A 25,478-nucleotide genomic window follows, 5' to 3' on the forward strand; every position below is an offset into this window, starting at 1 on the left:
TCACATTCGCATTGCAGAAATCAGGCGGTCGATCATGGTCAGGGCGTGCTGCTTCTTGTCGAGATTGTAGGTGTCGGTCTCAGATATAGCGTCCAGCGCTTCATGCCAAGTGTCCGACAGCGTTTTGGCCCTGGCGAGATCGCCTGCCAATGCCGCCTGGCTCGCGGCGTTCGACAGCAGTTCCAGCGCCCGGCGGTTGAAGATGTCGAACTGGATCGCCTGGTCGCGGCCGGCAACAGCCTCGGCAAGGCGAAACGCACCGCCGACATCGCTCTTTCTTGCCGCCACCAGGGCGTCGAGCGTCTCGGCGATTTCCAACCCGCCATATTGCGTCAACAGGATCGCACTGCGCGCGCTGCCCCCTGCCCGCTCGGCCAGTGCCGCCCGCGCGGCCGGGTCGACCGGCGGCGGCGGTTCGGCCGTTTCCAGCACGGCCATCAGGTCGTCTGCACCGAGCGGCGTCAACCGCACCACCTGGCAGCGCGACCGGATCGTCGGCAGCAGGCTGCCCGGCGCATGGACGATGAGAATGAACAGGGTTCGTGCCGGCGGCTCCTCGAGATTCTTCAGCAAGGCATTGGCGGCATTGGTGTTCATGTCGTCGGCCGGATCGACGATGACGACCCGGTAGCTGCCGTCATGCGAAGTCAGCGACAGGAAACGGCTGACCTTGCGGATCTCGTCGACGGTGACCACCGTCTTGAAGCTCTTGGTCTTGTCGTTCGCCGGGCGGGTCAGATGCAGTACGGAAGGGTGCGCCCCGGTGGCGATCTGGCGAAACAACGACGAGGCCGGATCTGGAACGGCAAGGCTTTCCGGCGCTTGCTCGAAGGCCGGGTGCTTCAACAGATGATGCGCAAGATGGAAAGCGAGCGTCGCCTTGCCGATGCCGACCGGTCCGGCGAAGATCAGCGCATGCGGCAGCTTGCCGGAACGATAGGCAGCGGTCAGCATGTTCGCCGCCTGTGCGTGTCCTACCAGGCGTGGCGTTTCGGATGGCTCGGGCACGCCGTCCAGCGTGTCGTGCTGCTCCGGTGCGATGCGTTCGAAGATCATGCCGGTGTCACCTGCCTGTCGCGCGCCGGCGCTCTTGCCTCGAGCGCCGCGAACACAGCGGCGGTGACGACATTCTCCACCGTATCGGGATCGGCGGATGCGTCGACGACGATGCAGCGTTGCGGCTCGGCCGCCGCAATTGCCAGAAATGCCGCCCGGCGGGCCTGATGGATGGCCAGCGTCTCCTTTTCGAAGCGGTCGGCTGCCGCTTCGGCGCCGCGGCGCACCGTGGCGCGCCTGAGGCCCTCGGCCGGGTCTATGTCGAAGATCAGCGTCATGTCTGGCATCATGCCATTGATGGCGACCTCCTCCAGCCTGTCCATGAACGCCTGATCGATGCCTCCGGTGACACCCTGGTAGACACGTGAAGAATCCAGGAAGCGATCACAAAGCACGATAGAGCCACGCTCGACCGCCGGCCGGATGACCTGCTCGACATGGTCGGAGCGCGCGGCGGCGAAAAGCAGCGCTTCCATCTTTGGCCCGAACGGTTCGGCGGCGCCCGAAAGCAGCACGTGCCTGACCGCTTCGGCACCTGGCGAGCCGCCAGGCTCGCGGGTGAGGAGGACATCATATTTCTTGGCGCGCATCTTGCTCGCCAGCCGCTCGATCTGCGTCGACTTGCCTGCCCCCTCGCCGCCTTCGAAGGTGATGAAAAATCCTCGCGCCAATCGAAAGGCCTTTGTCCATGCATGAGTGGATTGATTGTAACGCTCTAGATAGTCCGCGTCCGGGAAAACGTCCATGCCGTCGGTGCTATCGCAGCCAGCCGATCGCCAGTTCCTTGACGGCGTCGAGAGCGCGCTGCGGCAGCGTGCCGACACCGATCGACTCGGCGGCGAAAAGCGGCGTCTCCTGGCTGAGCGTGTCGCCGATCCAGACGCGCAGTGCGCCCACTGGCTGCCCCTCCTCCACTGGCGCGGCAACCGGGCCGGTGTAGACGATCCTGGCTGTCAGCTTGTCGCGATTGGTGATCGGCAGGAAGATTTCGATCGGCCCTTTTGCCTTCAGCATCACCCCGGATTTCGCGCCACCAAAAACCTGGGCTTCGCCGACCACCTCGTCCTTGGCGAAGATTTCGGTCTTCTCGAAAGAGCGAACACCCCAGTCGAGCAGCTTGCGCGCCTCCTCGGCGCGTTCCTTGTCGCTGGTCAGCCCGCTCATCGCCGCGATCACCCGCGTGCCGTTGTGGCTGACCGAACCGACGATGCCGAAACCTGACGACTCACTGGCGCCGACAGCCAGGCCATCGGCACCGATGTCCATCGCCAGGAGCGGATTGCGGTTCCTCTGCGAGATCTTGTTCCAGGTAAAATCCTTCTGGCCATAGTAGCGATAGAAATCCGGATAATCGCGCCACAGATGCAGGGCCAACTGCGCCAGCTCGCGCACGGTCGTCTGCTGGCCGTCGGCCGGCAGGCCGGTCGAATTGACGAAAGTCGATACCTTGAGGCCGATCTGGCGGGCGCGTTCGGTCATCTGCGCGGCGAAATTGTCCTCGGATCCGGCCATGCCTTCGGCGATGACGATGCAGCCGTCATTGGCCGCCTGCACGGTAACCCCTTGAATGAGGTCCTCGAGCCGGATCGACGACTTGAGCTTGGCAAACATCGTCGATGTTCCCGAGGGCGCACCGCCTTTGCGCCAGGCGTTCTCGCTCACCACGAAGGTGTCGTCGAACTTCAGGCGTCCGGACTTGATGGCGTTGAAAACCACTTCCATGGTCATCAGCTTGGCCATCGAGGCCGGCGGGATCGGCTTGTCGGCATCTTTGGAAAACAGCACCGTGCCGGTCTCGGCGTCGATCATGAAGACCTGCGTGGCCTTGGTCTCGAAAAGCTGCGCGTGGGCTGGAGCCAGGGAAAGCACTAGCAGGCAAAGAGCCAGAAGCCCGGCGAAAGGCTGGAGCAAGCGAAATGACATGATGTTCGACCCGTTGGCCGGAAAGTCCGGCAAGCCCGGAAAAAGTATCAGGCTTTTTCTACAACTGATCAACCGCGTAGCTGAAAATCCGAGCCGGCTTCCGTTCAGTTACGCACAGCCAGTGCATCCGGTGCGCCATGCGCCCATGCCGCTTGCAACAAATCATCCACGCTGCCGTGGCCGTCCGGATAGAGGTTCACCGAGAACCAATCCTTGCCATCGAGGTCGGAACGCTGGATTTCGGTCTTGCCAAAGGGTTCAAGCGCTGCGGCTAGGCGGCTTGCTTCTGCTGCGTCATCGAAGGAGCCGGCGGCGACATAGTCAGAAGCGGGCGATGACGACCGCGAATTTGAAGTCTTCCACGACTGCAGGATATCGGCGGGCGACATGCCGTTGTCGTCCAGCGCGGCAAAGACATCGGCGCGCCGAACGCGCTCATCCGCATAGGACAGCGAGGCCACGGCAAACGGCGATTGCGGCGGCAGATTGATCTCCGGGCGCTCCGGCACGATCGGGCCAAAATCGGGCAGCGCCAGATCGCCAAAGGCTGGCGACTGCGCCGACAGGACCGGCTCAACCGCCCCTGAATCGGTCAACTGACCGGGAAACGGTACGGCGGCGGCACCGACGGGGAGGCTTGGCGACGGGCCATTCATGGCAACCATGACGCCGGTCGGCAATCCATCCGACGGATCCGGCGCCCTGTTGCCGGGATGATAGGAAGCCATCAGATACTGGTCGTCATTGCCGTCGAGCGGCGCACGGCCGACATACTCGACCTTCACCTCGGCAGTGCCGATGTTGGCATAGTCAAGCATTTGGGCGGCGCGCTCCGACACATCGATGATGCGACCCTCGTGATAAGGGCCGCGATCGTTGACGCGCACGATGACCGAACTGCCGGTCTTGAGATTGGTGACGCGGGCATAGCTTGGCAGCGGCATGGTCGGGTGCGCCGCCGTCAGGTGCGTCATGTCGTAGACTTCGCCGTTGGCTGTAAGCCGGCCGTGGAAGGCATCGCCATACCAGGAGGCCAGGCCAACCTTGGCGTAATGCTTGTCTTCCTTGGGATAGTACCACTTGCCGCGGACCTGATAGGGCTTGCCGAGCTGGTCACGGCCGCCGCCACGTTGCAGGCCAGCCATCTTGAAGGTGACACGCGGGCTTGCCTTCACGCCGTATTCGGATTCGGAGAAATATTCCTTGGAGCGGGTCTTCTTGTAGACCATCGCTTTCGGTTCAGGCTGCGACGCGCAAGCCGCGAGCAAGGCAGCCGACATGGCGAACAACGCGACTGTAGCAGCGCGACGAAGACGCGGGTGCGTCATAGCCTGCATTTTCCTGATGTCCCCTACAGTCTCGACTGAGACGCCGCTGCTTGACTATCCGAGGAGCCAAAGCACTCACTCGACGAATACCAACGACGCCTTGAACCCCGATCCTTTGTGCGCAGGAATTGTTTATCACCGTATTAATCGATTGTGGCCGGAACCGGGCAAGATTGTGGCGCCTCCACTGCGTTGAGCGCCCTGGGGAGGAACGGCTTTTCCGTTCGACTGCGTCATGTCGTTCCACATGCTGCGCAACCCGGGTCCACCTTCCATCGGGTCTGCCAGTTGGCAAGGCTTTGTCGAGCACGAAAGGCGTGATCATGAGCCGTCGGCATACCGGTTGAGAATCAACCTCATCAGCCCGAATTGCTGAACTGATCGAACGCTTCTATTGCGTGGCCCGCGTACATGACTGACGGCCCTGCGCCCATGTAGATCGCCATACCAAGGGTCTCAAGGACCTCTTCGCGGCTTGCGCCTCTGTCGAAGGCAGCCTTGGCGTGAAAGCCGATACAGTCATCGCAGCGCATCGCGACACTGATGGCAAGGGCGATCAACTCCTTGGTCTTGACGTCCAGTGCATCGGCCTTCAGCGCTGCCTGTGCGATGGCAGAGAATCCCTTCATCACCTCAGGCGTCCCGCCACGCAGTTCGCGCAGCCCGCCCGACAACTCGTTCGTGAACGCCTTCCAGTCTAGGTTCATTTCAAAATCCCCAGGCATTTCAATCTGTTGAACTCAAAGGCTTTCGATCACGCCCCGGAGCATGGTGCGCACCTGCTCGGCCGGGCCGTGCAACGCCGTGTTCTCGATCGCAGCCATCGAGGCAACCGGGTCGATCGCCGCGACTTCCACCTGCCCTTCGCCCAGTTCCTGAACGATGACGTTACAAGGCAGCATGGTACCAACCTTGTCCTCGATCGACAGCGCCTCAAGCGCCATTTTGGGATTGCAGGCTCCAAGAATACGATAGTTGCGGTAGTCGATCCCTAGCTTCTTCTTGAACGTCTCCTTGACGTCGATCTCGGTAATGATGCCGAAGCCGGCATCCTTCAGAACGGCCGTCGTGTGTTCGACCGCCGCATCGAAGCTGGTGTCCAACGTCTTGGAAAAATAGTAGCTCATGATCTTGTCCTTGCTGGTTCAGGCGGGAACCGAGGTTGGTTCGTCGGTCGTTTTGGGCTGGTACGCGTGCCGGGACGATCATGCGGCTCTCGACCTGGCCGTACACGGCCTTAATCTCGGTGATGGTGGCGGTCTTGACCGTGAAATCCCCGGCAAGAGCTCCACCGCTCGCGAACCGAGTGATGGGCTTGCAATTAACATTCAAAGATTTTAAATTCAAGAGTATGAATGTAAAGCAGATGATCCCGGCTTCGGGAAAGGCAGCGGACCTGCTCAGGAGCCTGTCCCATCCGCAACGGCTTCTGGTCCTTTGCGCGTTGGGGAAAGATGAGCGCTCCGTCGCGGAACTGCGCGAGTTGCTGGGCATCGATCAAGTGCCGATGTCACAGCAACTCATGCGGTTGCGTGCTGACGGTTTGGTTGAGTCGCGCCGCGATGGCACGACCGTCTACTACCGCATCACGCGGCCAGAAGTGCTTACGGTCGTCGAAGCGCTTCACTCGGCTTTCTGCCCCCGACGATAAGCGAGGCGATAGACGCTCGCTGTCGCTCGCTTGGTCAAATTGAGCAAGAGGCTTCGAAAATCTCAAAGGCGGAACAGCATGCCGCCTCCGGAAAAACAGGAGAAGTGCAATGTTTGGATTTGGAGCGCGCTCGGCAGCCAAGACGCTGACACCCACGCAAGTGCGTCAGGTGGGTGACGCCGTCACGCTTGTAGATGTCAGGGAGAACGCCGAGTGGGCGTCTGGGCATATAGCCGGCGCCATGCATATTCCGTTGGGCAAGCTGCGTGACAAGATGGACCTAATTCCATCCGACAAACCCGTCGTGTTCTATTGCCACTCCGGCGGCCGGTCATCGCAAGCGATTGCCCTCGCCATGGCTGCAGGACAGCCGCACGACACGCATATGGGCGGCGGCATTAGCGCCTGGCGTGCGCAAGGTTTCCCGTTGGCGAACTGAATAGCGACGGCGCTTTCGCGCCGGCGTGTCACGGTGCTTCCAAGTGCTCAATTTGTTCTGACGGTTGCGCGCGAACCGCGCGCAACTCGTACCAGAGGGCATTCAGGATGCCGACCGTGGCGGCCAGTCCGAGGCCGAGGATCCAGGCAAAATACCACATCGTTGCGATCTCCGATCTCTGTTTCAGTACACCGATGAACCAGCCCCGCGTACCGAGGTTTCGCTGACCTTGCCCCAAAGCACGCTGTAGACCCAGGCTGTGTAGGCAAGGACCAACGGTAGGAAGATGACCGTTGCGATCAGCATGTTGCGCAGCGTCGCCCGGCTTGAGGATGCGTCGAACACGGCAAGCGAATGGCCCGGATTGCTGCTTGACGGCAGGATGATCGGAAACATCGCCAGGCCGACAGTCGCGATGATGCAGAGCACGCCAAGCTTCGATGCAAGGAAGGTGAGGCCTTCGCGACGCGCACGGAAACCGGCCGCGGCGACCAGCGGCGCCACGATGCCGAGCGCCGGCACCAGGCAAAGGACCGGCGTGGCATTGAAGTTGCGCAGCCACGCGCTCGAATTCGCGATCACCGTCTTGCCGAGCGGATTGGACGGACCATCCCAGACGATGGCGCTGGTCACCTCATAGCCGCCGAGCAACCCGAGCCAGACGAGCACCCCGCCGCCGGCAAACAGGGCAGCGGTGGCAAGCGCGGCCTTGCCGCCGATGACACGGGCGCGGTCAGCCACCGGCCCTTCCGCCTTGAATGTCAGCCAGGCCGCGCCGTGCATGACAAGCATGGTCAGCGAAACCAGGCCGCAATAAAGCGCCACCGGATTGAGCAGGCCGAACAGGGTGCCCTCATAGAATGGCCGCAGGTCGGTGGAGAAGTGGAACGGCACGCCTCTCAGCGCATTGCCCACCGCCACCCCGAAGATGAGCGCCGGCACGGCGCCGCCGATGAACAGCGCCCAGTCCCAGTTCGATCGCCAGCGGGGATCCTCCCGCTTGGAGCGGTATTTGAAGCCGACCGGCCGCAGGATCAGCGCGAACAATACCAGGAACATGGCGAGGTAGAAGCCCGAGAAGCTCAATGCGTAGAGCGCCGGCCAAGCAGCGAAGATGGCGCCGCCGCCCAGGATAAACCAGACCTGGTTGCCTTCCCAGACCGGTCCGACAGTGTTGATGGCAACGCGCCGCTCGATATCGGTTTTTGCGACGAAGGGCAGCAGCGCCCCCACGCCCATGTCAAAGCCGTCGGTCACCGCGAAGCCCATCAAAAGAACGCCAAGCAGCACCCACCATGTGATCCGCAGCGTTTCGTAATCAAAGAGGAAATCGATCATCGTCGTTGTTCCTTGCAGGTCCCGGTTTACTGGGCGGCGACCAGATGGATTTTTGTGCCTTCGCCGACGGGAGGCGTGATATCTGTGCCGACAGTCGGCCCTTTCGCTATCGCCTGCAGCATCAGCTTCACCTCGATCACGGCCAGCACGCCATAGACGAGGGTGAAGCCCAGGATGGTAATCACAAGGTCGGGAATGCCGAGCTCGGACGTCGCCAGGAAGGTCGGCAGCATGCCCTCGATGATCCAGGGCTGGCGGCCGAATTCGGAGACGAACCAACCGAGCTCCACGGCAAGCCATGGCAATGGCATCGCGATCAGCGCCATGCGGAACAGCCAGCGCGGAGCCGGCGTCTCGCGCATCGTGTGCCAAAGCGAGATCGCGAAGACGGCAAGCAGCAGGAAGGCGCACAACACCATGATCCGGAAGGTGAAGAAGATCGCCGGCACTTCCGGAACGGTCGACCATGCTGCCTGCTTGACCTGATCGTCAGTGGCCTGGCGCGGATCATCGATATAGCGCTTCAGCAGCAGGGCGTAGCCAAGATCCCTGCTTGTCGCGTCGAAGCTGGCGCGTGCCGCCGCGTCGCCATGGTTGACCTTGAGCTTTTCCAGGGCGTCGTAGGCTGTCAGCCCGTTGCGGATCCGCCCCTCGGCCCTCTGGACGAGTTCGAAGATGCCGGGAATCTCCTTGTCGATCGAACGGGTGCCGATAAGGCCCATGACCCAAGGGATATGCACGGCGAAATAGGTCGTGCGATCGCTCATGCTGGGAAAGCCGAACGCGGTGAAGGAGGCGGGAGCCGGCTCGGTCTCCCACATCGCCTCCATGGCGGCGAGCTTCATCTTCTGGTTGTCGGTGATGTCGTAGCCGCTCTCGTCACCGAGTACGATGACCGACAGCGACGAGGCGATGCCGAAGGCCGAGGCGATGACGAAAGAGCGCTTGGCGAGATCGATATGCCGCCCGCGCAGCATATAGAAGGCCGAGACACCGAGTACGAAAACGGCGCCGCAGACATAGCCCGCCGAAACGGTGTGGACGAACTTCGCCTGCGCCACCGGATTGAAGATGACGGCCATGAAGTCCGTCACTTCCATGCGCATCGTGTCCGGATTGAAGGCCGAGCCGACAGGATTCTGCATCCAGCCATTGGCGATCAGGATCCATAGCGCCGAAAAATTGGTGCCCAGCGCGACAAGCCAGGTGACCACGAGATGCGCGCGCGCCGAGAGCTTTTCCCAGCCGAAGAAGAACAGCCCGACGAAGGTCGCCTCCAGGAAGAACGCCATCAGGCCCTCGATCGCGAGAGGGGCGCCGAACACGTCTCCGACATAGTGCGAATAATAGGCCCAGTTCATGCCGAACTGGAATTCCATGGTGATGCCCGTGGCGACACCGAGGGCGAAATTGATGCCGAACAGCACGCCCCAGAATTTGACCATGTCGCGCCAGATCGTGCGGCCAGTCATGACGTAGACCGTCTCCATCATCGCAAGCATGATGGAGAGACCCAGTGTCAGCGGGACGAACAGGAAGTGGTACATCGCAGTCAGCGCAAATTGCAGCCGCGACAACTCCACAAGCAGTGGGTTGGTCATGGGAGAACTCCGTTAAGCGTCTCCTTCGATAGCGTGTTCGGCGGTCGCGCCTTTTGATGTGCGTCAATTCACTGATGGCCCCGGCATGAGATTGAACTGTCATGCTCGAAACTGTCCTGAAACACCGCGGCAAACGCCCAACGGAGGCAAATTCGCCGGAAGCGGCCAAGCCAGGGGCGTCTGCCCCCGGCAAGACACTTTGCGTTGCCCGCGGCCTTGCCGCCCCCGGCTTGCGTTCCGCCCTTGCATTGCAAGCGGCGCGCGCGGTGCTGCGGCTTGCCTTCACAGGTCTGGCGGCAATGTTCGTGGGCCGCATGATCTCGGGAAATGCAAGCTGGCTGCTGCTTGGCGCGGCGCTGATCAGCCTGATTCTCGGCTCTGTCGTCGGCCTGGCGGCCGACCGAGCCGTCGCCAATACGGAACTGAAGGTCGCCAACGGCCTGCTCGAGTCGGTGCGTCGCGCCCTCGCCGCGGCTCTTCCCGTCGACATCCAGGCGATGCCGCTCGGAACATTGATCGCTGGACTGCAACGCTATCCGCAAGCCGTGGCCGGCCTGGCGGTCGGGCATCGCCTCGCGTCGACCATGCTGGGGCTGGGCCCCCTGCTTGCCGCAACCGTTATTGTCGCCGTTTCGTGGGAGGCGGCATTGGCGCTCGTCGTGCTGACTCCGGTGATGATCGTCTTTTTCGCTCTGATTGGCGGCGCGATCCGTAGCGGAGCCGAGGCTCAGGAAAAAGCGTTCGGCCGTCTCGCCGCACAGTTCGCCGATCGCATCCGCACCTTGCCGACCATTCTTGGAAACCACGCGATGAGCCGGGAAAGGCGCAAGCTCGCGGTGCGGCTGGATACCTATGCCTCGGGCACTATGGGCGTGCTCAGGATCGCCTTCCTCAACGCCGGCATCATCGACTTCTTCTCGTCGCTGTCGATCGCGATGCTCGCCGTGTTTCTCGGCCTCGGCCATCTCAAGCTCGTCAACATCCCCGGCTTCGCCGACCTCCAGCTCTGGCAGAGCCTGTTCATCCTGATGATCGCGCCGGAGTATTTCGCCCCGTTCCGGCGCTACGCGGAGCAGTATCACGCCAAGGCCGAGGGCCTCGCCGCCGCCACCGCGCTCGACACGCTCGTTCTGGCCGCTCATCCGCAATCGTCGGCTTTCGAAGCCGCCATCGTGACCCGCGATCTGGCCGGCGCCGCATCGCTTCTGCCCCGGACCGGGCTGGTGGCCATCACCGGACCGAGCGGATCGGGCAAGTCGACCCTGCTGCGCCACCTCGCCGGGATCGGGTCCGCGCCATCTTTCGAAGCGGATCTCGACTCCCGCCCAGGCATCGCTTGGTGCTCCACCGACATCTATGTGCCGGAAGGCACGCTTGGCGCTGCCATCGCCTGGCAAAACGGCCCATGTTGCCGGACCCGGCTGTTGCTTGCTGCGGGCAATGTCGGTCTTCTCGACGATGTGCTTCTGCCCGGCGGGCTCGACGCGCTGATCCAGGCCGGCGGTGAGAACCTCTCCGGCGGGCAGCGAGTGCGCATCGGCCTGGCGCGTGCGCTGATCTCGGGCCGATCCATCTTTGCCGACGAGCCGACCGCCAAGCTTGATCCCGGCAACGCCGCGATGGTTCGTCGTGCGCTTGCGGATGCGGCGTGCAGCCGGCTCGTCCTGGTGGCAACGCATGACAGAAGCCTGGCCATGCTTGCCGGCACAACCATAGACCTCGGCGCGGACAACCGGCAGGCACGGGAGAAAGTCGCATGAATGCCGTCGCGTCCTCGATCGCCGCGCAGACGCGGATCGGTCCACCGCAAGAGCCAGTCCGAAACAGGGCACCGTGGCGCCTCGCCCTTGTTCTGGCATTCGCCGCCCTGGCGGGCGGAATCCTGCTGACCGGCGTGTCTGTGTGGTTTCTCGGCGCGGTCGCCCTGGCGGGCCTGACGCCCGCCGCGTTGACGTTCAACTTCCATGTCCCCGCCGCATTGATACGCCTGTTCGCACTGACACGGACGGCGGCCAAATATGGCGAGCGCGTTGTCGGCCACCGGGCGGCCCTCACCGATCAGGTCCGGCGCCGCTCGACGCTGTTCGCCGCGATGGCGGCGGCTCCCTCGGTGCGCAAGGCCGGCTGGCAGCTTGGCAACCAGGATCGCCTTGCCGACTATCTCGACGACGTCGAGGACGTGGACTATGCGCGACTGCGCGTCAGCCTGCCGTCAGCGACCCTTGGCGTCGCCATTCTCTTGCTTGTCGCAGCGACCCTGTTGATAGCGCCGCTGGCAGTCGTGCCGATCCTGCTGCTCATCTCGGTCAACATCGTCGGGGCCTATTTCCTGGCAAACCGAGCCGACGCCGATCTGGCGGCCATGCGCGAAGGCCGGCAACAGGCCTCCCGCCTGCTTGGCGCCGCGATACAGGCCGTGGTGCCATTGCAGGGCGAACGCCGCTGGGGTCCCATGCTTGAAGCGCCGTTCGATGGCTACGCCAATGCCCAGACGCGTGCATTGGTGCTTCGCCACAGGCAGGCCTTGTTCGATACGTTGGCCAACTGCCTGGCGCCATGCGCCATGCTGAGCGTCCTGGTGTCCGCCTGGTTGTCGGGCCTGCGCGGCGAGGCCCTTTTGGTGCCCGCCCTGCTGGGCTTCGCCTGGCTGGCCGTTGGGGAATCCGTACTGGGCGCATCGAAGATCGTCGTCGCCTTCGCGCGCGAGAAGAAAGCCCGGTCGACCCTGGCCAAATGGAATACCCCGGACGGCGTGTCACGCAAGCATGTCCCGGAGCGGATCTCCTCGTTGACGCTAGACCGGTTGCCACGCCACGCCCCGGATGGCCGGCTGATCGGAAGGCCGGTCAGCGCGACCTTCGAGGCAGGCAGGCCAACGGTCCTGCATGGCGCCAGCGGCTGCGGCAAGACCTCCTTGTTGAAGCAGATCGCCGGCTGGCTGGACGTCGGTGATGGATGCGTCTTGAGCGACGGCATCGGTCTCGGAGTGGATGCGCGTCGCGCCATCAGTTGCGTTTGCCCCCACGATGCGACGGTTCTCGCCGACACCGTGCGCGAGAACCTGTTTGCCCCGCACGCCAGTGACGACGAATTGTGGAGTGCATTGAGCAGCGTGGAACTTCAGGACCGGATAAGGGCGGCGGGCGGCCTGGACGGCTGGATCACGCAGGATGTGCTGTCGCTCGGCGAGGCGCAAAGGCTGAACCTCGCCCGTGCATGGCTTTCCAACCGGCCTGTCGTGCTTCTGGACGAGCCGAGCGAACATCTCGATACCGAACAGGGCAAGCGCATTCTCGATGCGCTACTGCACCGGCTGCGGCAACGGATCGTCATCCTGTCGAGCCATGACGAGCTGGCACCGAAAGGGACCACGGCGGTTCGACTGCAATGAAGCGGCAGGGAACGATTTTCCGAAGTCGCGATAGTTGAAAGCACTGGCGCAAGGCCAGTTCGCGGGCCGGCCTTGGAGCGGGTCTTTTTCTTGTGCCCGGCGCCCTCCATCTTTGTGGTAACTCCCGACTTGCAAGGGCGGTCGCGTGCAAACTGTTCGTGACGGGTCAGATTGAAGCACTGAGAAGGCGAAACCATGAGCGGTCCGATCGTGCTGACGTTCAACCCCGGCTCCTCCACCATCAAGCTTGCCTTGTTCACGATCGGCACGCACGGGCCGCGGCCACTGGCCAGGGGAGTCGTCGATCTGCGGCACCTGCCCCTGACGCTGCGCGTCGAGGAGGAAACCAGCGCATTCAACGTCGTGTTGAAGGCTACGGTGAGCGACGATCTCCACGCTTTGATCGACGAAATTCTGGCGTGGATCGAGAACCACTTCTCCGTGAACGAACTTTGCGCGGTCGGCCATCGGGTGGTGCATGGCGGCGACCGTTTTGCCGGACCGGCATTGGTCAGCGAAGACGTGTTGGCCGCGATCGAAGCTTTGGTGCCGTTGGCTCCGCTCCACCAGCCTCAAAGCATTCGCCTGATCCGCGCCGTCGGCCATTTGCGGCCGGGACTACGCCAGGTCGCGTCCTTCGACACCGCCTTCCATCGCAGCCAGAGCGATCTGGTTCGCCGCTTTGCTCTGCCGCGCGAGCTGTTCGACCAGGGCATCAAGCACTACGGCTTCCATGGCCTCTCCTACAAATTCATCGCTTCCAGGATACAGGAGCTTGCACCCGATACAGCCGCCGGACGCATCATCGTTGCCCATCTCGGCAGCGGCGCGAGCCTGTGTGGGCTCGCCGCGGGCGTCAGCCGCGACACCAGCATGAGTTTTTCGACGCTCGACGGCATTCCGATGGCAACGCGCTGCGGCGCACTGGACCCTGGCGTCATCATCCATCTCCTGAAGCAGCGCGGTCTGAGCGTCGCGGATATCGAGGACATGCTCTATCACCGTTCCGGCCTGCTGGGCATTTCGGGCATCAGCGCCGACAGCCGCGATCTGATCTCCAGCAGGGATCCGAAAGCACGCGAAGCGCTTGAACTATTCGCCTTTCGCATTGCGCGGGAAACGGCGGCCATCGCCGTAGCGCTGGGCGGACTCGACGGCATCGTCTTCACCGCCGGCATCGGCGAGCATCAGCCGGAAATCCGTGCAGCCATATGCAAGCACCTCGGATGGCTCGGCGTGGTCGTCGATGCCGCGGCGAATGCGCGGAACGCCACGCGGATCGAGGCAGCCGACAGCAAGGTCGTCGTCATGGTCGTCCCAACCGATGAGGAACTGGTGATCGCGCAGGAGGCCCTGTCCATCATCTGAGGCCGACACTCTCCCGACCGCGCGCCACACGGTTTGGGCCGGCGGACGCAACCTATTGGAGCGCGGACGCTTGTTGTTGATCGGGATCAATGTGAAGGGATCATGCCCACCGCAAGGTCGATCCGATCGAGCCGGTCGGCGACGCGAACTGAACCGGCGGCGCACGCAATTGACAACCAGAGACGGGGAACATTTCCCATGGACGCGATGAAACGGGACGCGGTGCCGACAGGACAGGTCCTGCCGCCGGATCAATTGAAGCTCATGCACGCATGGTGGCGCGCGGCGAATTATCTGTCCGTCGGTCAGGTTTATCTGCTTGCCAATCCCCTCTTGCGAGAACCACTCAAGATCGAGCACGTCAAGCCGCGCCTTCTCGGCCACTGGGGCACCACGCCCGGATTGAACTTTGTCTACGTGCATCTCAATCGCATCATCCGGACCAAGGGCACCAATGTGCTTTTCGTTGCCGGCCCGGGGCACGGGGCTCCGGGTGTCGTGGCCAATACCTATCTGGAAGGCACCTATAGCGAGCTCTATCCCGACATATCTCGCGATGAGGAAGGCCTCTGTCGGCTGTTTCGCCAGTTCTCCTTCCCTGGTGGCATACCGAGCCATGCAGCGCCGGAAACACCCGGCTCGATTCACGAGGGTGGCGAACTCGGCTATTCGCTGGCGCATGCCTACGGCGCGGTGCTCGACAATCCCGACCTCGTCGTGGCGTGCGTGGTCGGCGACGGGGAAGCCGAAACCGGCCCGCTGGCGGCGTCATGGCACGCCAACAAGTTTCTCAATCCCGGGGCCGATGGCGCCGTTCTGCCGATCCTGCATCTGAACGGCTACAAGATCGCGAACCCCACGGTGCTGGCGCGCATCCCGCCCGAGGAACTGGAGGCGCTGTTGCGCGGCTACGGCTATGCGCCCCTGTTCGTGGAAGGCGATGAGCCCGAGATAATGCATCAGGAAATGGCCGGTGCGCTGGAAGAGGCTTTCGCACGCATCGAGGCTATTCAATCGGCCGCGCGCGGAGACGGCCAGGCCCAGCGGCCTCAATGGCCGATGATCGTGCTGCGCAGTCCAAAGGGCTGGACCGGCCCGAAGACGGTCGATGGGCTCAAGACCGAGGGTTTCTGGCGCTCGCATCAGGTGCCCTTCAGCGATATGACCAAGCCCGGTCATCTGCAGCTTCTGGACGATTGGTTGCGAAGCTACAAGCCCGAAGAACTGTTCGATGAAGCGGGCGCTCTACGTGCCGAGATCGCCGCGCTCGCCCCAGCGGGCGAACAGCGCATGAGCGCCAATCCACATGCCAATGGCGGAGCGCTGATGCGTCCGCTGCGGCTGCCCGGATTCGAGTCCTACGCCATTCCGGTCGCGCACCCCGGAGAAGCCAATGCGGAGGCGACCCGGATCATGGGCACGTTCCTGCGCGACGTGATGCGGGAGAACGAGGCAAGCCGGAACTTTCGCGTATTCGGTCCGGACGAGACCGCGTCAAACCGGCTTCAGGCGCTGTTCGAGGTCACGAACAGGGCTTGGGATGCACGGACCATTCCCGAAGACGACCATCTGGCGCCGGCTGGCCGCGTGATGGAAATCCTCAGCGAGCATCTGTGCCAGGGCTGGCTCGAGGGCTACCTGCTGACTGGCCGTCACGGCCTGCTTTCCTGTTACGAAGCGTTTATCCACATCGTCGATTCCATGTTCAATCAGCACGCGAAGTGGCTCAAGACTTCGCAGGACGTTGCCTGGCGGCGCCCGATTGCATCGCTGAACTATCTCCTGACATCCCATGTCTGGCAGCAGGACCACAACGGTTTCAGCCATCAGGATCCCGGCTTCATCGACCATGTCGCGAACAAGAAGGCCGATATCGTCCGCATCTACCTGCCGCCGGACGCCAACACGCTGCTTTACGTCACGGATCACTGCCTCCGAAGCTGGGGGCGGATCAATGTCATCGTCGCGGGAAAGGCCCCTGCCCCACAATGGCTCGACATGGACGCGGCGATCAAACACTGCACCCAGGGCGTCGGCATATGGGAATGGGCCAGCAACGACCGGGGCGGTGAGCCCGATGTCGTTCTGGCCTGCGCCGGCGATGTGCCCACCCTCGAGACCCTCGCGGCGGTGGACCTGCTGCGCCACTACCTTCCGGAATTGAAGGTGCGGGTGGTCAACGTGGTGGATTTGATGACGCTGCAGCCAAACACGGCTCATCCGCACGGCTTGAGCGATGGTGACTTCGACGCGCTGTTCACGAAGGACAAGCCCGTGGTCTTCGCCTATCACGGCTATCCGACGCTCATCCACCGGCTGGCCTACAAGCGCACCAACCACCATAACATCCATGTGCGCGGCTATCAGGAGGAAGGGTCGACGACAACCACGTTCGACATGGTGGTTCGCAACAAGCTTGACCGCTTCCATCTCGCGGCCGACGTCATCGACCTCGTGCCAGGGCTCGGCGCAAGCGCCGTCTACGTCAAGCAGGCCATGCGCGACAAACTCGTCGAACACGAACGCTACATTCGCGCCCACGGCATCGACATGCCCGAGATCCGCGAATGGCGCTGGACCGTCGGGGCTTGAACAGGGCAAAGCCATTCAATTTCGGCCGGCCGAGGAACGAAATCCTTGCCGGTTAGTCCCTCGCACCTCTCGATGAACTGACGCTGGCCACGCGAACCACGTCCTGCAAACCCGACATGCAACCGTTGCAGGGTACCGCACCTCTCAACTGGTGATGCGGATCGCTGAAGCTCCAATCTGTTTCTTCCATCAAATGGCAGTACGCCGTGGGCGTGCAGTTGTTGCAATGCCGTCCACACTTGGCAATCAACCATCAGCCGAGAAAGCGCTTTGCCAACATGGGCTTACTGGAGGGGCCAGCAGATGCCAACGCGCATCTGCGCGGATGTTCTTAGTCGCCATTCCGTTCTGGATCACACCTGGGCGCTGCCCGTCGCCATCAGGGTGATTGTGGCAGTCTGTTACCCGTCGGCGTCTTGTTGGATCGCGGTCGATGGGAATGATGCTTTTCGTGATCGAAGAACCAGCGCTTGGTTACCTCCGAGGCCAACAGATAGAGCGCGGTGATGGCGACGAGCCCGACAAGCACGGGCAGCGGCAGCGGCACGAAGCCGAAATACGCGGCGAAGGGCACGTAGGGTATGACGATCGCGACAATCGCGACAGCCAGCGTAAGCCCGGCAAGCAGCGGGCTGGGACGGCTCGCCCAGAACGCCTTGTGGGTGCGCACGATAAGCACGATCGCCAGCTGGGTCGTGAGTGACTCGACGAACCACGCGGTCTGGAACATGGCGGGCGCTGCATGGGCGATAAACAACAGGAACGCGAAGGTCGCAAAGTCAAACAGGGAACTGATCGGCCCAAAGCTGAGCATAAACCTCCGCACCGAGCCGATGTCCCAGCGGCGCGGTCGGTGCAGCTGCTCCGCATCGACATTGTCAGTGGCGATCGCCAGCGAGGGAATGCTGGACAGCAGGTTGTTGAGCAGGATCTGCGTTGCCAGTAGTGGCAGGAACGGCAGGAACAGCGAAGCGACGGCCATGCTGATCATGTTGCCGAAATTGGCGCTGGTCGTGATGGAGATGTATTTCATCGTGTTGGCGAAGGTCTTGCGACCGTCGTCGACGCCGCGCACGAGTACGCCCAGATCCTGTTTGAGAAGGATGATATCGGCAGCCTCGCGGGCGACATCGACCGCGGTGTCGACCGAGATACCGATATCAGCTTCGTGCAGGGCGGGCGCATCGTTGATGCCGTCTCCCATATAGCCGACGACATGGCCTCGGCTCCGGAATGCCTCGACAATGCGTTCTTTTTGATTGGGGTCGATTTCGACAAACAGGTCGGTGTGTTGCACGGCTGCGAAGAGAGCGCTTTTTGTCAGCTTCGACAGATCCTCGCCAGTCATGATCCTCTCGGCGCGCAAGCCAACCGCCGTGGCGAGATGCGCGGTGACATAGCGGTTGTCGCCCGAAATGACCTTTACGGCGATGCCCCTGTGGGCAAGCGCGGAAAGCGCCTGCTTGATCCCCTGCTTCGGCGGATCGAGGAAAAGCAGGAAACCGGCGAAGGCGAGATCGGTCTCGTCCTTCCTGGAAAGGGCCTCCCGGCTTTCGAAACGACGGATAGCCATACCCAGGACCCGATAGCCGTCCGCGCTCCAGCGTCTGAATTTCTCGTCGATCGCGGCACGATGCGTGTCCCCCAGGGGTTCCAGCCCATTCGCAGTTCGAACGAACCTGCAGACTTCGAGGACATTTTGCACTGCACCCTTGGTGATCAGGAGGTCGTCTTCGGCACCGTTGTGGTGGACAACCACCGACAGCCGCTTGCGGATGAAATCGTACGGAATCTCATCGACTTTCGTGAAGGACCTTAATGTTGCACCGTCGTCGCCCTGGGCACTGGCTATCGCTTCGTCCAGTGGGTTCTTCAACCCGGTCTGCATGGTGGCGTTGAGCCGTGCCCAGAGCAGGATATCCGTCGATGGATTGCCATCGACGTCGAGCCACCCATCGAGGTGGATGACACCTTCGGTCAGCGTTCCCGTCTTGTCTGTGCAAAGCAGGTCCATGCTGCCCAAATTTTCGATGGCATCGAGCCGGCGCACGATGACGCCGTTGGCCGCCATGGCGCGGGCACCCCGAGCCAGCGTCACGCTGATGATGGCTGGAAGCAGTTCCGGCGTGAGACCCACCGCCAGCGCCAGCGAGAACAGCATCGATTCAATCAGCGGCCGATGGAGCAGCAGATTGGCGAAGAACACGATGATGACGATCACCAGCATGATCTCCGTCATCAGGTAGCCAAAGCGTCTGATGCCCCTGGCAAACCCCGTTTCAGGGATACGTCGCTCGAGGGCCGCGGCGATAGACGCGAACTCGGTGCGTTCACCGGTCGCCGCCGCCACCACGGTCGCGGTGCCGCTGCGGACCGACGTGCCGGTGAAGACGGCGTTGCTGCGCTGCGCGACGGAAGCTTCTGGTGCCGATCGGCCCGGTGTTTTCACAACCGGAAACGTCTCGCCGGTCAGCACCGCCTCGCTGACATTGAAATCACGCGCATCCAGAATGACACCGTCCGCGGGAATGAGGTTTCCGGCCGAGAGCCGGATCACGTCGCCAGGCACGATGTCTTCGGCATTGATGGCGCATTCGGCACCGTCGCGCAGGACAATAGCCTTGTGTGAAACACGCTGTTTCAGTGCTTCTGTCGCTCGCGACGCGCCGTATTCCTGGGTGAAGCTCAGGACGCAGCTCGCCAGCACGATCGCGCCGATGATCACGGCCTCCTGGCCCTCACCAACGAAAGCCGACACGCCGGCCGCAAAAATGAGGATCAGGACCAGTGGACTGCGGAACTGCCCCACGAATATGGTCAAAGCCGACGTGCCGGACCGCGCCTCCGGCGTGTTTCGGCCGTATTTTGCAAGCCTGGATGCGGCCTCGGAGGTGGCAAGCCCCGAGCCCGATGTCTTGAGACGTTTCAGGAGGTCATTGGCCTCGATCGACCAATAGGCATCTTCGTCAGGAATGCCCGCCGATGCAGGGACGGGTTGCATCGCAATTCCTGTTTGCCCGTCCTGTCGCGGTGGCTGTTCAACATCGCCCGGCACAGTGTGAGACACCATCAATGCGACACGAAGCGGTTGATGCCGCTTTCCTCGACCAGAGAGCGCGTGACGCAGCCAAAGGCCGCCATATCGACGTCGGCGGCGACATGCGCGCCGCGTGCAAGAGCGGCGTCGGTTCCTGATCCGACCCGTGTGACGAGCGCGGTCCTATCCTTGAAATCCTTCATGATCTCGCTCCGTGGAGGAGTTGCCATTCTAGGCCCGCTGCGAGATGGGGACTTGATCGCCATCAAATGTGCCGCTCGATTGCCCGAACACCAGTCAGGTGCGGCCTTGCGCCTGGTCGGTGGCTTCGGTCACGGCTGCTGCACACTGGCTATGTAGGCGATGATCGCATCGATCTGGTCGGGGCTGGCGACCCATTCAGGCATGTCGGGATGACCGGTCGAAATGCCTTCTGCGAGGGCCTCCTCCAAATCCGTCAGCGGATAGCGCTTTGACAGGGTGCGAAAGGCGGGAGCGTCCGGATGGCTGCTCTTGTCGGTTTTTCCAATGGCGTGGCAGCGGGCACAATTGAACTCCACCAAGGCCTTGCCGCGCTCCGTTATGCTGTCGGCCAGCGCCGGCAGCGCGGGCACAACCAGCGAGAGGGCGAGGACAAAGGCCCGCAAGGAATGATGTCGGACAGTGTTATCGTCGATGGAAGCATTCATTGCGGCAATCTGCGCTCATGGCCGTTCCCTGCCTTGATTTCCATCAATCGGCCTTGGAATGACATGCCGACGCAATGTCGGCGACCAGCATTCGGCGCGATGCACTTTCCCATTGGGGTGAGAGACTTCTGACATAGAGAACCAGGTTGAGATTTGATTTTCCAATAGCGGCCCGGGCAACGACCTCGTCGGGCAAAGTGCTCTGACGACCGTAGAGGCGACGGGCAGGCAGCCCGGCTTCCGGCATCACGTGATTGATCAGTTCTGTACAGTAGAGCCGTTCCGAACTTGCGTTATCGAAATGGAAATCGAAGCGCTGGCCTATATGCTCGACGAACCCGGTGATCACCTCCCTGCGCCGCCGATTGCTCGTCAGATGCGGTCGCAGGACCACCACCCGATCGGCATTGAGCACGGAACGCGCCGGCGACAGATGAATCCCGTCCTGATCGGCTTCGATCATCATCGCGCCTGCCCGTATGCGCTTCTGGTACGGCACTATGCGTGGATCATCCCAGGCGCCCATTTGGCGCAGTTCCGTCTCGGTACCGAGATAGATGGCGGTATGGCCAAAAAGCCCGGGGATGGTGTGGCCAGACATTCGGCCTTTTGAACTCAAAACAAGGATGTCGAGGGGTTTCAGCACACTCAGAATCGCCCTCTGGGCCATGCCATTGGCGAGATAACCCTGCCTCCAGACAACATGCGCAATCGTGCGCCCGACAAGCGGCGCCGCTGGCTCGACCAGATCTACCAGCCAAGCCGGATACTTCTCGGGGTTGAGACAGCACTGCGACAGGTTGCCGGCGAATGTGGCTGCGCCCATGGAAGTGGGTTTCTGCTGCTGATGGATACATCCCGCAAGCGCAATGGTCACCAGCAGCAGCACATAGCCGCGAACTGTCCTCGCAAGAGCGTCCCTCATCTCGCAGCCAATCTGGATCAGGCGTTGATTTCGTTTTTGGGGATCAGGGCTCGCCTGAAACGGCGAGCCGGCGCTGAAGAGCGCCAGCATGGCTTGCTTAGGTCAATTCAGGCCTTTCCTGCCGGGCAGGTCGAGATCCGGAGCAGTGTGTAGAGGGGACACGTTCCGAACAATCCCGTAAGCAGTGGAACCAGGCCCACGAGCAGACCATAGCGCCAGGCAGCGCCCGGATAGATGAAGAAAAGCGAAAGCAGCGCGAGGCCGACGATCACGCGCACAACGCGATCGACAAAGCCGACATTCATCTTGAGCATGCTGGTTCTCCAGGTATTTCGTGGATTTGCGGCGATCTGCCGATAATGCCATCCCAGCACTTGCCGCTCGAGAGGGCATTGATCGGCGTCAAGCCGTCTTCGCCGTATCAGGGCTCAAACACGTATGTTCCAGGAGCCGCACAGACCGGCCGGTAACGCCCGGCGCCTCCGCCTGGGGGCGGCGGCGGAATGACAGCGCCGGAATGGAGAGCCAGCCAGTCCACCCATTCCCGCCACCACGAACCATCGACGGCAGCGGCGGATGCCGACCAGGTTTCGGCATCCGGATGAGGTTGCCCGCTCACATGCCGCAGCCGCTTGTAGCTCCGGTCTGGGTGACCCGGCTCCGACACGACGCCGGCATTGTGGCCACCGCTCGTCAGGACGAAGTCGACATCCGTGTCGAGCAGGTGCGTCAGCTTGAAAACGGAACGCCACGGCGCCACGTGGTCGGTCACCGTTCCCAGTGCGAACACCGGAACCTTGATGTCCTCGACATGGACCGGCCGGCCATCGACTTGGAAACGGCCTTGCGACAGATCATTGCCGAGATAAAGCTGGCGCAGATATTCTGATTGCATCCGGTATGGCATGCGCGTTGCGTCGGCGTTCCATGTCATCAGATCCGACATAGCCGGGCGTTCGCCGAGCAGGTATTCGCGCACGATGCGTGACCATATCAAATCCTGGGAGCGCAGCATCTGAAAGGCGCCCGCCATGCGCCGCTGATCGAGAAAGCCCTCGCTCCACATTAGATCCTCGAGCATGGACACCTGGCTCTCATCGATAAACAGGCCGAGTTCGCCTGGTTCTTCGAAATCGATCTGGGCCGCTATCAGCGAAAGCGACTTCAGCCGGTCGTCGCCGTCGCGCGCCATCGCCGATGCCGCGATGGAAAGCAGCGTTCCACCCAGGCAGTAACCCACCGCGTGCACCTTTGCGCCGCTGGTGATATCGCAGACCGCATCAATTGCCGCCATGACGCCATGCCAGCGGTAATGGTCGATCGACCACTCCCGCTGTTCGCGCCCGGGATTGCGCCAGGAGATACAGAACACCGTGAAGCCCTGCGTGACCAGATAGCGGATGAGCGAATTGTGCGGTGACAGATCGAGAATGTAGTATTTCATGATCCAGGCCGGCACGATGAGGATCGGCTCGGACTTCACCGTCTCCGTGACCGGCCGGTACTGGATCAGTTCGATGAACTCATTGCGATACACGACGTCGCCGGGCGTCGCCGCCACCTCCAGGCCTGGCCGGAAATGATCCGTGCCGGCCGCCGGGCGGCCTGCCGACTGCCGGGCCAGATCGTCGGCCAGATTCGTCAGCCCGGCCCACAGGTTCGAACCGCCCTCGCCTATTGTCTTTGACAGAACCTCGGGGTTGCTGCCGATGAAATTCGACGGCGACATCATGTCGAGAAATTGCCGGCTGTAGAACTCGACCAGTCGTTCGTGCTTTGCCGAAACGCCGTGCACGTCGCTGGTCGCGTTATGCCACCATTGCTGCCATAGCAGAAAGGATTGCTGATAAGCGCTGAACGGATAAACCTGCCAGCCCGAATGGCCAAAGCGCCGGTCCTGTGGCAGGGGTGAAATGCAAGGCTGGGAAAGCCCCTTCCTTTCGACACAGCTGGCCAGGAATGTCGCCAGGCGAGCCGATTTTTCGATCGCCTTTACACAAAGCTCGTACTGCTTGCCCGGCGAGATCGCCAGATGTAGCCCCCAGTCCTGCAAGGCCTGCAGAAGGCTGATCGGTGAGATGCCGGAACTCGCCTGTGCCATCCCGGCGTGAACGAGACGGTCCACCTGGCGAAATGTGTCGTCCAGGTTCTCGGGTGCCGCATACCGCCCGGGTGCTGCATGAACGGGCTTCAATGCCACATCACCGTCCGAAGCAGCAGGAACGGAATCCGGGGATCGGCTTCGAGTTTCTCTCCGAGTCGCCATCGAACCGTCTCCAGACCCAATCAGGCAGTCGAGCCAGCCGACGCGGGACGACCAAACCGTCCCGCGAGCCGGTTGAACTTTGCGATCTACGCGACTGTTTTCGCTGCCATATCCTCGATCGCGGTCTCGGCCTCCTTGCGCACGCGCCTGGCTGTTTCCGAAGTGAGTTTCGAGGTCAGCGCCGCGACTTTGCCGGCTTCAGTGGCGTATTCCGATGTCGCGTTCTGCAGGAAGTTCGAAAAAACGTCGAATGCGTCATTGAACTCGGAACCGGCGACCAGATCTTCGGCCAGCTTAACGTCCTGCTCGTAACGATGTTTCAAAAACGCGAGCGTTTCGATCTGATAGCGCATCATCGTTTTGAAAGCGTGCGCTTGCAGGGATGCCGCAGCGAGGATCAACTTTTGGCCATTTTCCAACATCGGCAGGGGCTGCATGCCGAATTGCGACGGCTCGGAATGAGTTTGCATGATCGGTGCTCCATTGTGAGGCAGTCGCAAACAAGACGTCTGCAGGGAAACACCTACCGCCATTGGCGATGGTGTCGTTGATCAGGATCAACATGTGCACGTTTTCCGCATCGATCCACCGACTGGTCTCGAATTGAGAGAACGCGTGCCGGTGTGTTGAGAAGGCCAATTGATCCGGCGCAATGCGCGGACGTTCGCGAAGCTCGAAAATGATGCGGTTCTTCACAAGGGAGCACATCATGAGTCACATGTCCCACACCTCCTTCGCCAGCTTCACCCACGCCGCCCAGCAGGCGCAGCAATGGGTCAACGAACTTGCGACGGATCTTTGCTGGAGTGAGCCGAGCGCATATCGGCTCCTCAAGACCGTTCTCCACGCAGTGCGCGACGGGTTGTCGCCGGCCGAGATGGCCGATCTTTCGGCGCAGCTGCCGGTCTTGATCCGCGGCGTCTTTTTCGAAGGCTGGACCCCAACCGCTACCAACGCGTGCGCGCGCAAGAAGCGCGATTTCATCATCCGTGTCGAAGCCAGTTTCGGTTGCGATGACGAAATCGATTTCGATGTCGCCATCAACGCCGTGTTCAAGCTGCTCGATCGCCATGTTTCACATGGTGAGATCATCCAGGTGCGAAACGCGATGAAGAAGTCTCTTCGTGAACTCTGGCCGGTGGATTGACCGATGTTCCGCGACCGCAAGGAGGCTGGAGAAAGGCTCGGTATCGAATTGGCCAGGCTCAGCCTTTACCAACCAATCGTGCTGGCGCTGCCGCGCGGTGGGGTTCCTGTCGCCGCTGAAGTCGCCAAAGCGCTCGGAGCGCCACTCGACCTGCTCATCGTCCGCAAGGTCGGTGCCCCGGGTAATCCGGAACTGGCCGTTGCCGCCGTCGTGGACGGCAATCCGCCTGACGTCGTGCTCAACCGGGAGATCGTCGAGGCCTATTCGCTCGACGATGCCGATCTTGCCGCGCTGGTGGCTCTCGAACGCCCCGAACTCGAACGTCGACGCATCGCCTACAAGGGCAATCGCAAGTCGTTGTCAGTCGCCGGGAAGACCGTGATCCTTGTCGACGATGGCGCCGCGACCGGCACGACGATGAAGGTTGCTATCCGCGCGCTGCGGCATCGCGCGCCCATGGAGATTGTCGTGGCTGTGCCCGTTTCTCCAGCGGATACCTTGGCCGAACTGGCTCAGGAAGCGGACCGCGTGGTATGCCTTAGCCAGCCTGGGCGGTTCCGTGCGTTGGGTTATCACTATCTGCGGTTTCCGCAGCTCTCCGACAGCGAAGTGATCGCCGTCATGGACGAAGCTGCCCAGTTGCACAAGATACGACGGCGCGACATCGCTGGCGATGGCCCGACGGCCGAGAAGAACAGGAGATCGCATTGATGCTGGTCCGTACGCT

General features: G+C 62.0%; 24 protein-coding genes. 8 read left to right on the forward strand and 16 right to left on the reverse strand.

Annotated features, from left to right (window positions below):
* From NR193_RS31585 to NR193_RS31610, 6 genes are all read right to left on the reverse strand, one after another.
* The gene (locus tag NR193_RS31585; RefSeq protein ID WP_256754582.1) at positions 1-1,056 is read right to left on the reverse strand and encodes a DNA polymerase III subunit delta'; all 1,056 of its coding nucleotides are present in this window, start codon (positions 1,054-1,056) and stop codon (positions 1-3) included.
* Complete coding sequence (gene tmk, locus NR193_RS31590; protein ID WP_256754583.1) at positions 1,053-1,727, reverse strand: dTMP kinase; 675 nt, start codon at positions 1,725-1,727, stop codon at positions 1,053-1,055. Before tmk ends, NR193_RS31585 begins: the two co-directional genes overlap by 4 nt.
* 85 nt (positions 1,728-1,812) lie before the next feature.
* Entirely contained in the window at positions 1,813-2,979 is a 1,167-nt protein-coding gene (locus tag NR193_RS31595) for a D-alanyl-D-alanine carboxypeptidase family protein (protein ID WP_256754584.1), read from the reverse strand.
* Between the two features lie 104 nt (positions 2,980-3,083).
* The gene (locus NR193_RS31600) at positions 3,084-4,316 is read right to left on the reverse strand and encodes a septal ring lytic transglycosylase RlpA family protein (protein WP_256754585.1); all 1,233 of its coding nucleotides are present in this window, start codon (positions 4,314-4,316) and stop codon (positions 3,084-3,086) included.
* Positions 4,317-4,666: 350 nt separating this feature from the next.
* Entirely contained in the window at positions 4,667-5,014 is a 348-nt protein-coding gene (locus NR193_RS31605) for a carboxymuconolactone decarboxylase family protein (protein WP_256754602.1), read from the reverse strand.
* Positions 5,015-5,047: 33 nt separating this feature from the next.
* Entirely contained in the window at positions 5,048-5,434 is a 387-nt protein-coding gene (locus NR193_RS31610; protein ID WP_256754586.1) for a DUF302 domain-containing protein, read from the reverse strand.
* A gap of 80 nt (positions 5,435-5,514) precedes the next feature.
* Here NR193_RS31610 and NR193_RS31615 point away from each other — a divergent pair, with 80 nt between their 5' ends.
* Together NR193_RS31615 and NR193_RS31620 are read left to right on the forward strand one after the other, a co-directional pair.
* The gene (locus NR193_RS31615) at positions 5,515-5,958 is read left to right on the forward strand and encodes a helix-turn-helix transcriptional regulator (RefSeq protein ID WP_256754587.1); all 444 of its coding nucleotides are present in this window, start codon (positions 5,515-5,517) and stop codon (positions 5,956-5,958) included.
* 109 nt (positions 5,959-6,067) lie between these two features.
* Complete coding sequence (locus tag NR193_RS31620) at positions 6,068-6,397, forward strand: rhodanese-like domain-containing protein (protein ID WP_256754588.1); 330 nt, start codon at positions 6,068-6,070, stop codon at positions 6,395-6,397.
* Positions 6,398-6,425: 28 nt separating this feature from the next.
* Here NR193_RS31620 and cydX read toward each other — a convergent pair whose 3' ends face one another.
* Genes cydX through NR193_RS31635 form a run of 3 tightly spaced genes read right to left on the reverse strand, consistent with a single transcriptional unit; the run spans position 6,426 to position 9,336 of the window.
* A complete protein-coding gene (gene cydX, locus NR193_RS31625) occupies positions 6,426-6,557 on the reverse strand; it encodes a cytochrome bd-I oxidase subunit CydX (protein WP_256754589.1) in 132 nt (43 codons plus the stop codon).
* A gap of 23 nt (positions 6,558-6,580) precedes the next feature.
* Positions 6,581-7,735 carry a cytochrome d ubiquinol oxidase subunit II gene (gene cydB, locus NR193_RS31630; protein ID WP_256754590.1) on the reverse strand — a complete coding sequence of 385 codons (1,155 nt, stop codon included), beginning with the start codon at positions 7,733-7,735 and terminating at the stop codon, positions 6,581-6,583.
* A gap of 26 nt (positions 7,736-7,761) precedes the next feature.
* Positions 7,762-9,336, reverse strand: a complete 1,575-nt coding sequence (locus tag NR193_RS31635; RefSeq protein ID WP_256754591.1) for a cytochrome ubiquinol oxidase subunit I — start codon at positions 9,334-9,336, stop codon at positions 7,762-7,764.
* Between the two features lie 101 nt (positions 9,337-9,437).
* Between NR193_RS31635 and NR193_RS31640 the strand changes: the two genes are divergently transcribed.
* The 4 genes from NR193_RS31640 (at position 9,438) to NR193_RS31655 (ending at position 16,687) form a co-directional block, all read left to right on the forward strand.
* On the forward strand, positions 9,438-11,096 hold the full coding sequence (locus NR193_RS31640; RefSeq protein WP_256754592.1) for an ABC transporter transmembrane domain-containing protein: 1,659 nt from the start codon (positions 9,438-9,440) through the stop codon (positions 11,094-11,096).
* Positions 11,093-12,727: an ATP-binding cassette domain-containing protein gene (locus NR193_RS31645; protein WP_256754593.1), complete on the forward strand. Its 1,635-nt coding sequence runs from the start codon at positions 11,093-11,095 to the stop codon at positions 12,725-12,727. Before NR193_RS31640 ends, NR193_RS31645 begins: the two co-directional genes overlap by 4 nt.
* A gap of 195 nt (positions 12,728-12,922) precedes the next feature.
* On the forward strand, positions 12,923-14,095 hold the full coding sequence (locus NR193_RS31650) for an acetate/propionate family kinase (RefSeq protein WP_256754594.1): 1,173 nt from the start codon (positions 12,923-12,925) through the stop codon (positions 14,093-14,095).
* Between the two features lie 207 nt (positions 14,096-14,302).
* Positions 14,303-16,687 (forward strand): phosphoketolase, encoded by a 2,385-nt coding sequence (locus NR193_RS31655; RefSeq protein ID WP_256754603.1) that lies wholly within the window; start codon positions 14,303-14,305, stop codon positions 16,685-16,687.
* Positions 16,688-17,066: 379 nt separating this feature from the next.
* Here the strand turns inward: NR193_RS31655 and mgtA are convergent, their stop codons facing one another.
* The 7 genes from mgtA to NR193_RS31690 all read right to left on the reverse strand — a co-directional run bounded on the left by mgtA (position 17,067) and on the right by NR193_RS31690 (position 24,074).
* On the reverse strand, positions 17,067-19,688 hold the full coding sequence (gene mgtA / locus NR193_RS31660; RefSeq protein ID WP_256754595.1) for a magnesium-translocating P-type ATPase: 2,622 nt from the start codon (positions 19,686-19,688) through the stop codon (positions 17,067-17,069).
* A 68-nt stretch (positions 19,689-19,756) separates the two neighbouring features.
* Complete coding sequence (locus NR193_RS31665) at positions 19,757-19,927, reverse strand: hypothetical protein (protein ID WP_256754596.1); 171 nt, start codon at positions 19,925-19,927, stop codon at positions 19,757-19,759.
* Positions 19,928-20,056: 129 nt separating this feature from the next.
* Positions 20,057-20,344, reverse strand: a complete 288-nt coding sequence (locus tag NR193_RS31670; RefSeq protein WP_256754604.1) for a cytochrome c — start codon at positions 20,342-20,344, stop codon at positions 20,057-20,059.
* Positions 20,345-20,456: 112 nt separating this feature from the next.
* Entirely contained in the window at positions 20,457-21,428 is a 972-nt protein-coding gene (locus NR193_RS31675; protein WP_256754597.1) for a YiiX/YebB-like N1pC/P60 family cysteine hydrolase, read from the reverse strand.
* Positions 21,429-21,445: 17 nt separating this feature from the next.
* A complete protein-coding gene (locus NR193_RS31680; protein ID WP_256754598.1) occupies positions 21,446-21,652 on the reverse strand; it encodes a DUF2892 domain-containing protein in 207 nt (68 codons plus the stop codon).
* A 107-nt stretch (positions 21,653-21,759) separates the two neighbouring features.
* Positions 21,760-23,538, reverse strand: a complete 1,779-nt coding sequence (locus NR193_RS31685; protein WP_256754599.1) for an alpha/beta fold hydrolase — start codon at positions 23,536-23,538, stop codon at positions 21,760-21,762.
* A 152-nt stretch (positions 23,539-23,690) separates the two neighbouring features.
* The gene (locus NR193_RS31690) at positions 23,691-24,074 is read right to left on the reverse strand and encodes a phasin family protein (protein WP_091586155.1); all 384 of its coding nucleotides are present in this window, start codon (positions 24,072-24,074) and stop codon (positions 23,691-23,693) included.
* A gap of 209 nt (positions 24,075-24,283) precedes the next feature.
* Here NR193_RS31690 and NR193_RS31695 point away from each other — a divergent pair, with 209 nt between their 5' ends.
* Both NR193_RS31695 and NR193_RS31700 read left to right on the forward strand, forming a co-directional pair.
* Entirely contained in the window at positions 24,284-24,751 is a 468-nt protein-coding gene (locus NR193_RS31695) for a DUF2267 domain-containing protein (RefSeq protein WP_256754600.1), read from the forward strand.
* A 3-nt stretch (positions 24,752-24,754) separates the two neighbouring features.
* Positions 24,755-25,462 (forward strand): phosphoribosyltransferase, encoded by a 708-nt coding sequence (locus NR193_RS31700; protein ID WP_256754601.1) that lies wholly within the window; start codon positions 24,755-24,757, stop codon positions 25,460-25,462.
* Positions 25,463-25,478: the final 16 nt, after the last annotated feature.

Source organism: Mesorhizobium sp. Mes31 (assembly GCF_024519675.1).
In the GTDB taxonomy this organism is placed as follows: Bacteria; Pseudomonadota; Alphaproteobacteria; order Rhizobiales; family Rhizobiaceae; genus Mesorhizobium.

Coding starts and splice junctions, on each gene's coding strand:
- NR193_RS31585 (WP_256754582.1), bottom strand. CDS start 1,056: ATGATCTTCGAACGCATCGCACCGGAGCAGCACGACACGCTGGACGGC.
- NR193_RS31595 (WP_256754584.1), bottom strand. CDS start 2,979: ATGTCATTTCGCTTGCTCCAGCCTTTCGCCGGGCTTCTGGCTCTTTGC.
- NR193_RS31600 (WP_256754585.1), bottom strand. CDS start 4,316: ATGCAGGCTATGACGCACCCGCGTCTTCGTCGCGCTGCTACAGTCGCG.
- NR193_RS31605 (WP_256754602.1), bottom strand. CDS start 5,014: ATGAACCTAGACTGGAAGGCGTTCACGAACGAGTTGTCGGGCGGGCTG.
- NR193_RS31610 (WP_256754586.1), bottom strand. CDS start 5,434: ATGAGCTACTATTTTTCCAAGACGTTGGACACCAGCTTCGATGCGGCG.
- NR193_RS31615 (WP_256754587.1), top strand. CDS start 5,515: ATGCGGCTCTCGACCTGGCCGTACACGGCCTTAATCTCGGTGATGGTG.
- NR193_RS31620 (WP_256754588.1), top strand. CDS start 6,068: ATGTTTGGATTTGGAGCGCGCTCGGCAGCCAAGACGCTGACACCCACG.
- cydX (WP_256754589.1), bottom strand. CDS start 6,557: ATGTGGTATTTTGCCTGGATCCTCGGCCTCGGACTGGCCGCCACGGTC.
- cydB (WP_256754590.1), bottom strand. CDS start 7,735: ATGATCGATTTCCTCTTTGATTACGAAACGCTGCGGATCACATGGTGG.
- NR193_RS31635 (WP_256754591.1), bottom strand. CDS start 9,336: ATGACCAACCCACTGCTTGTGGAGTTGTCGCGGCTGCAATTTGCGCTG.
- NR193_RS31640 (WP_256754592.1), top strand. CDS start 9,438: ATGCTCGAAACTGTCCTGAAACACCGCGGCAAACGCCCAACGGAGGCA.
- NR193_RS31645 (WP_256754593.1), top strand. CDS start 11,093: ATGAATGCCGTCGCGTCCTCGATCGCCGCGCAGACGCGGATCGGTCCA.
- NR193_RS31650 (WP_256754594.1), top strand. CDS start 12,923: ATGAGCGGTCCGATCGTGCTGACGTTCAACCCCGGCTCCTCCACCATC.
- NR193_RS31655 (WP_256754603.1), top strand. CDS start 14,303: ATGAAACGGGACGCGGTGCCGACAGGACAGGTCCTGCCGCCGGATCAA.
- mgtA (WP_256754595.1), bottom strand. CDS start 19,688: ATGCAACCCGTCCCTGCATCGGCGGGCATTCCTGACGAAGATGCCTAT.
- NR193_RS31665 (WP_256754596.1), bottom strand. CDS start 19,927: ATGAAGGATTTCAAGGATAGGACCGCGCTCGTCACACGGGTCGGATCA.
- NR193_RS31675 (WP_256754597.1), bottom strand. CDS start 21,428: ATGCTGGCGCTCTTCAGCGCCGGCTCGCCGTTTCAGGCGAGCCCTGAT.
- NR193_RS31680 (WP_256754598.1), bottom strand. CDS start 21,652: ATGCTCAAGATGAATGTCGGCTTTGTCGATCGCGTTGTGCGCGTGATC.
- NR193_RS31690 (WP_091586155.1), bottom strand. CDS start 24,074: ATGCAAACTCATTCCGAGCCGTCGCAATTCGGCATGCAGCCCCTGCCG.
- NR193_RS31695 (WP_256754600.1), top strand. CDS start 24,284: ATGATGCGGTTCTTCACAAGGGAGCACATCATGAGTCACATGTCCCAC.
- NR193_RS31700 (WP_256754601.1), top strand. CDS start 24,755: ATGTTCCGCGACCGCAAGGAGGCTGGAGAAAGGCTCGGTATCGAATTG.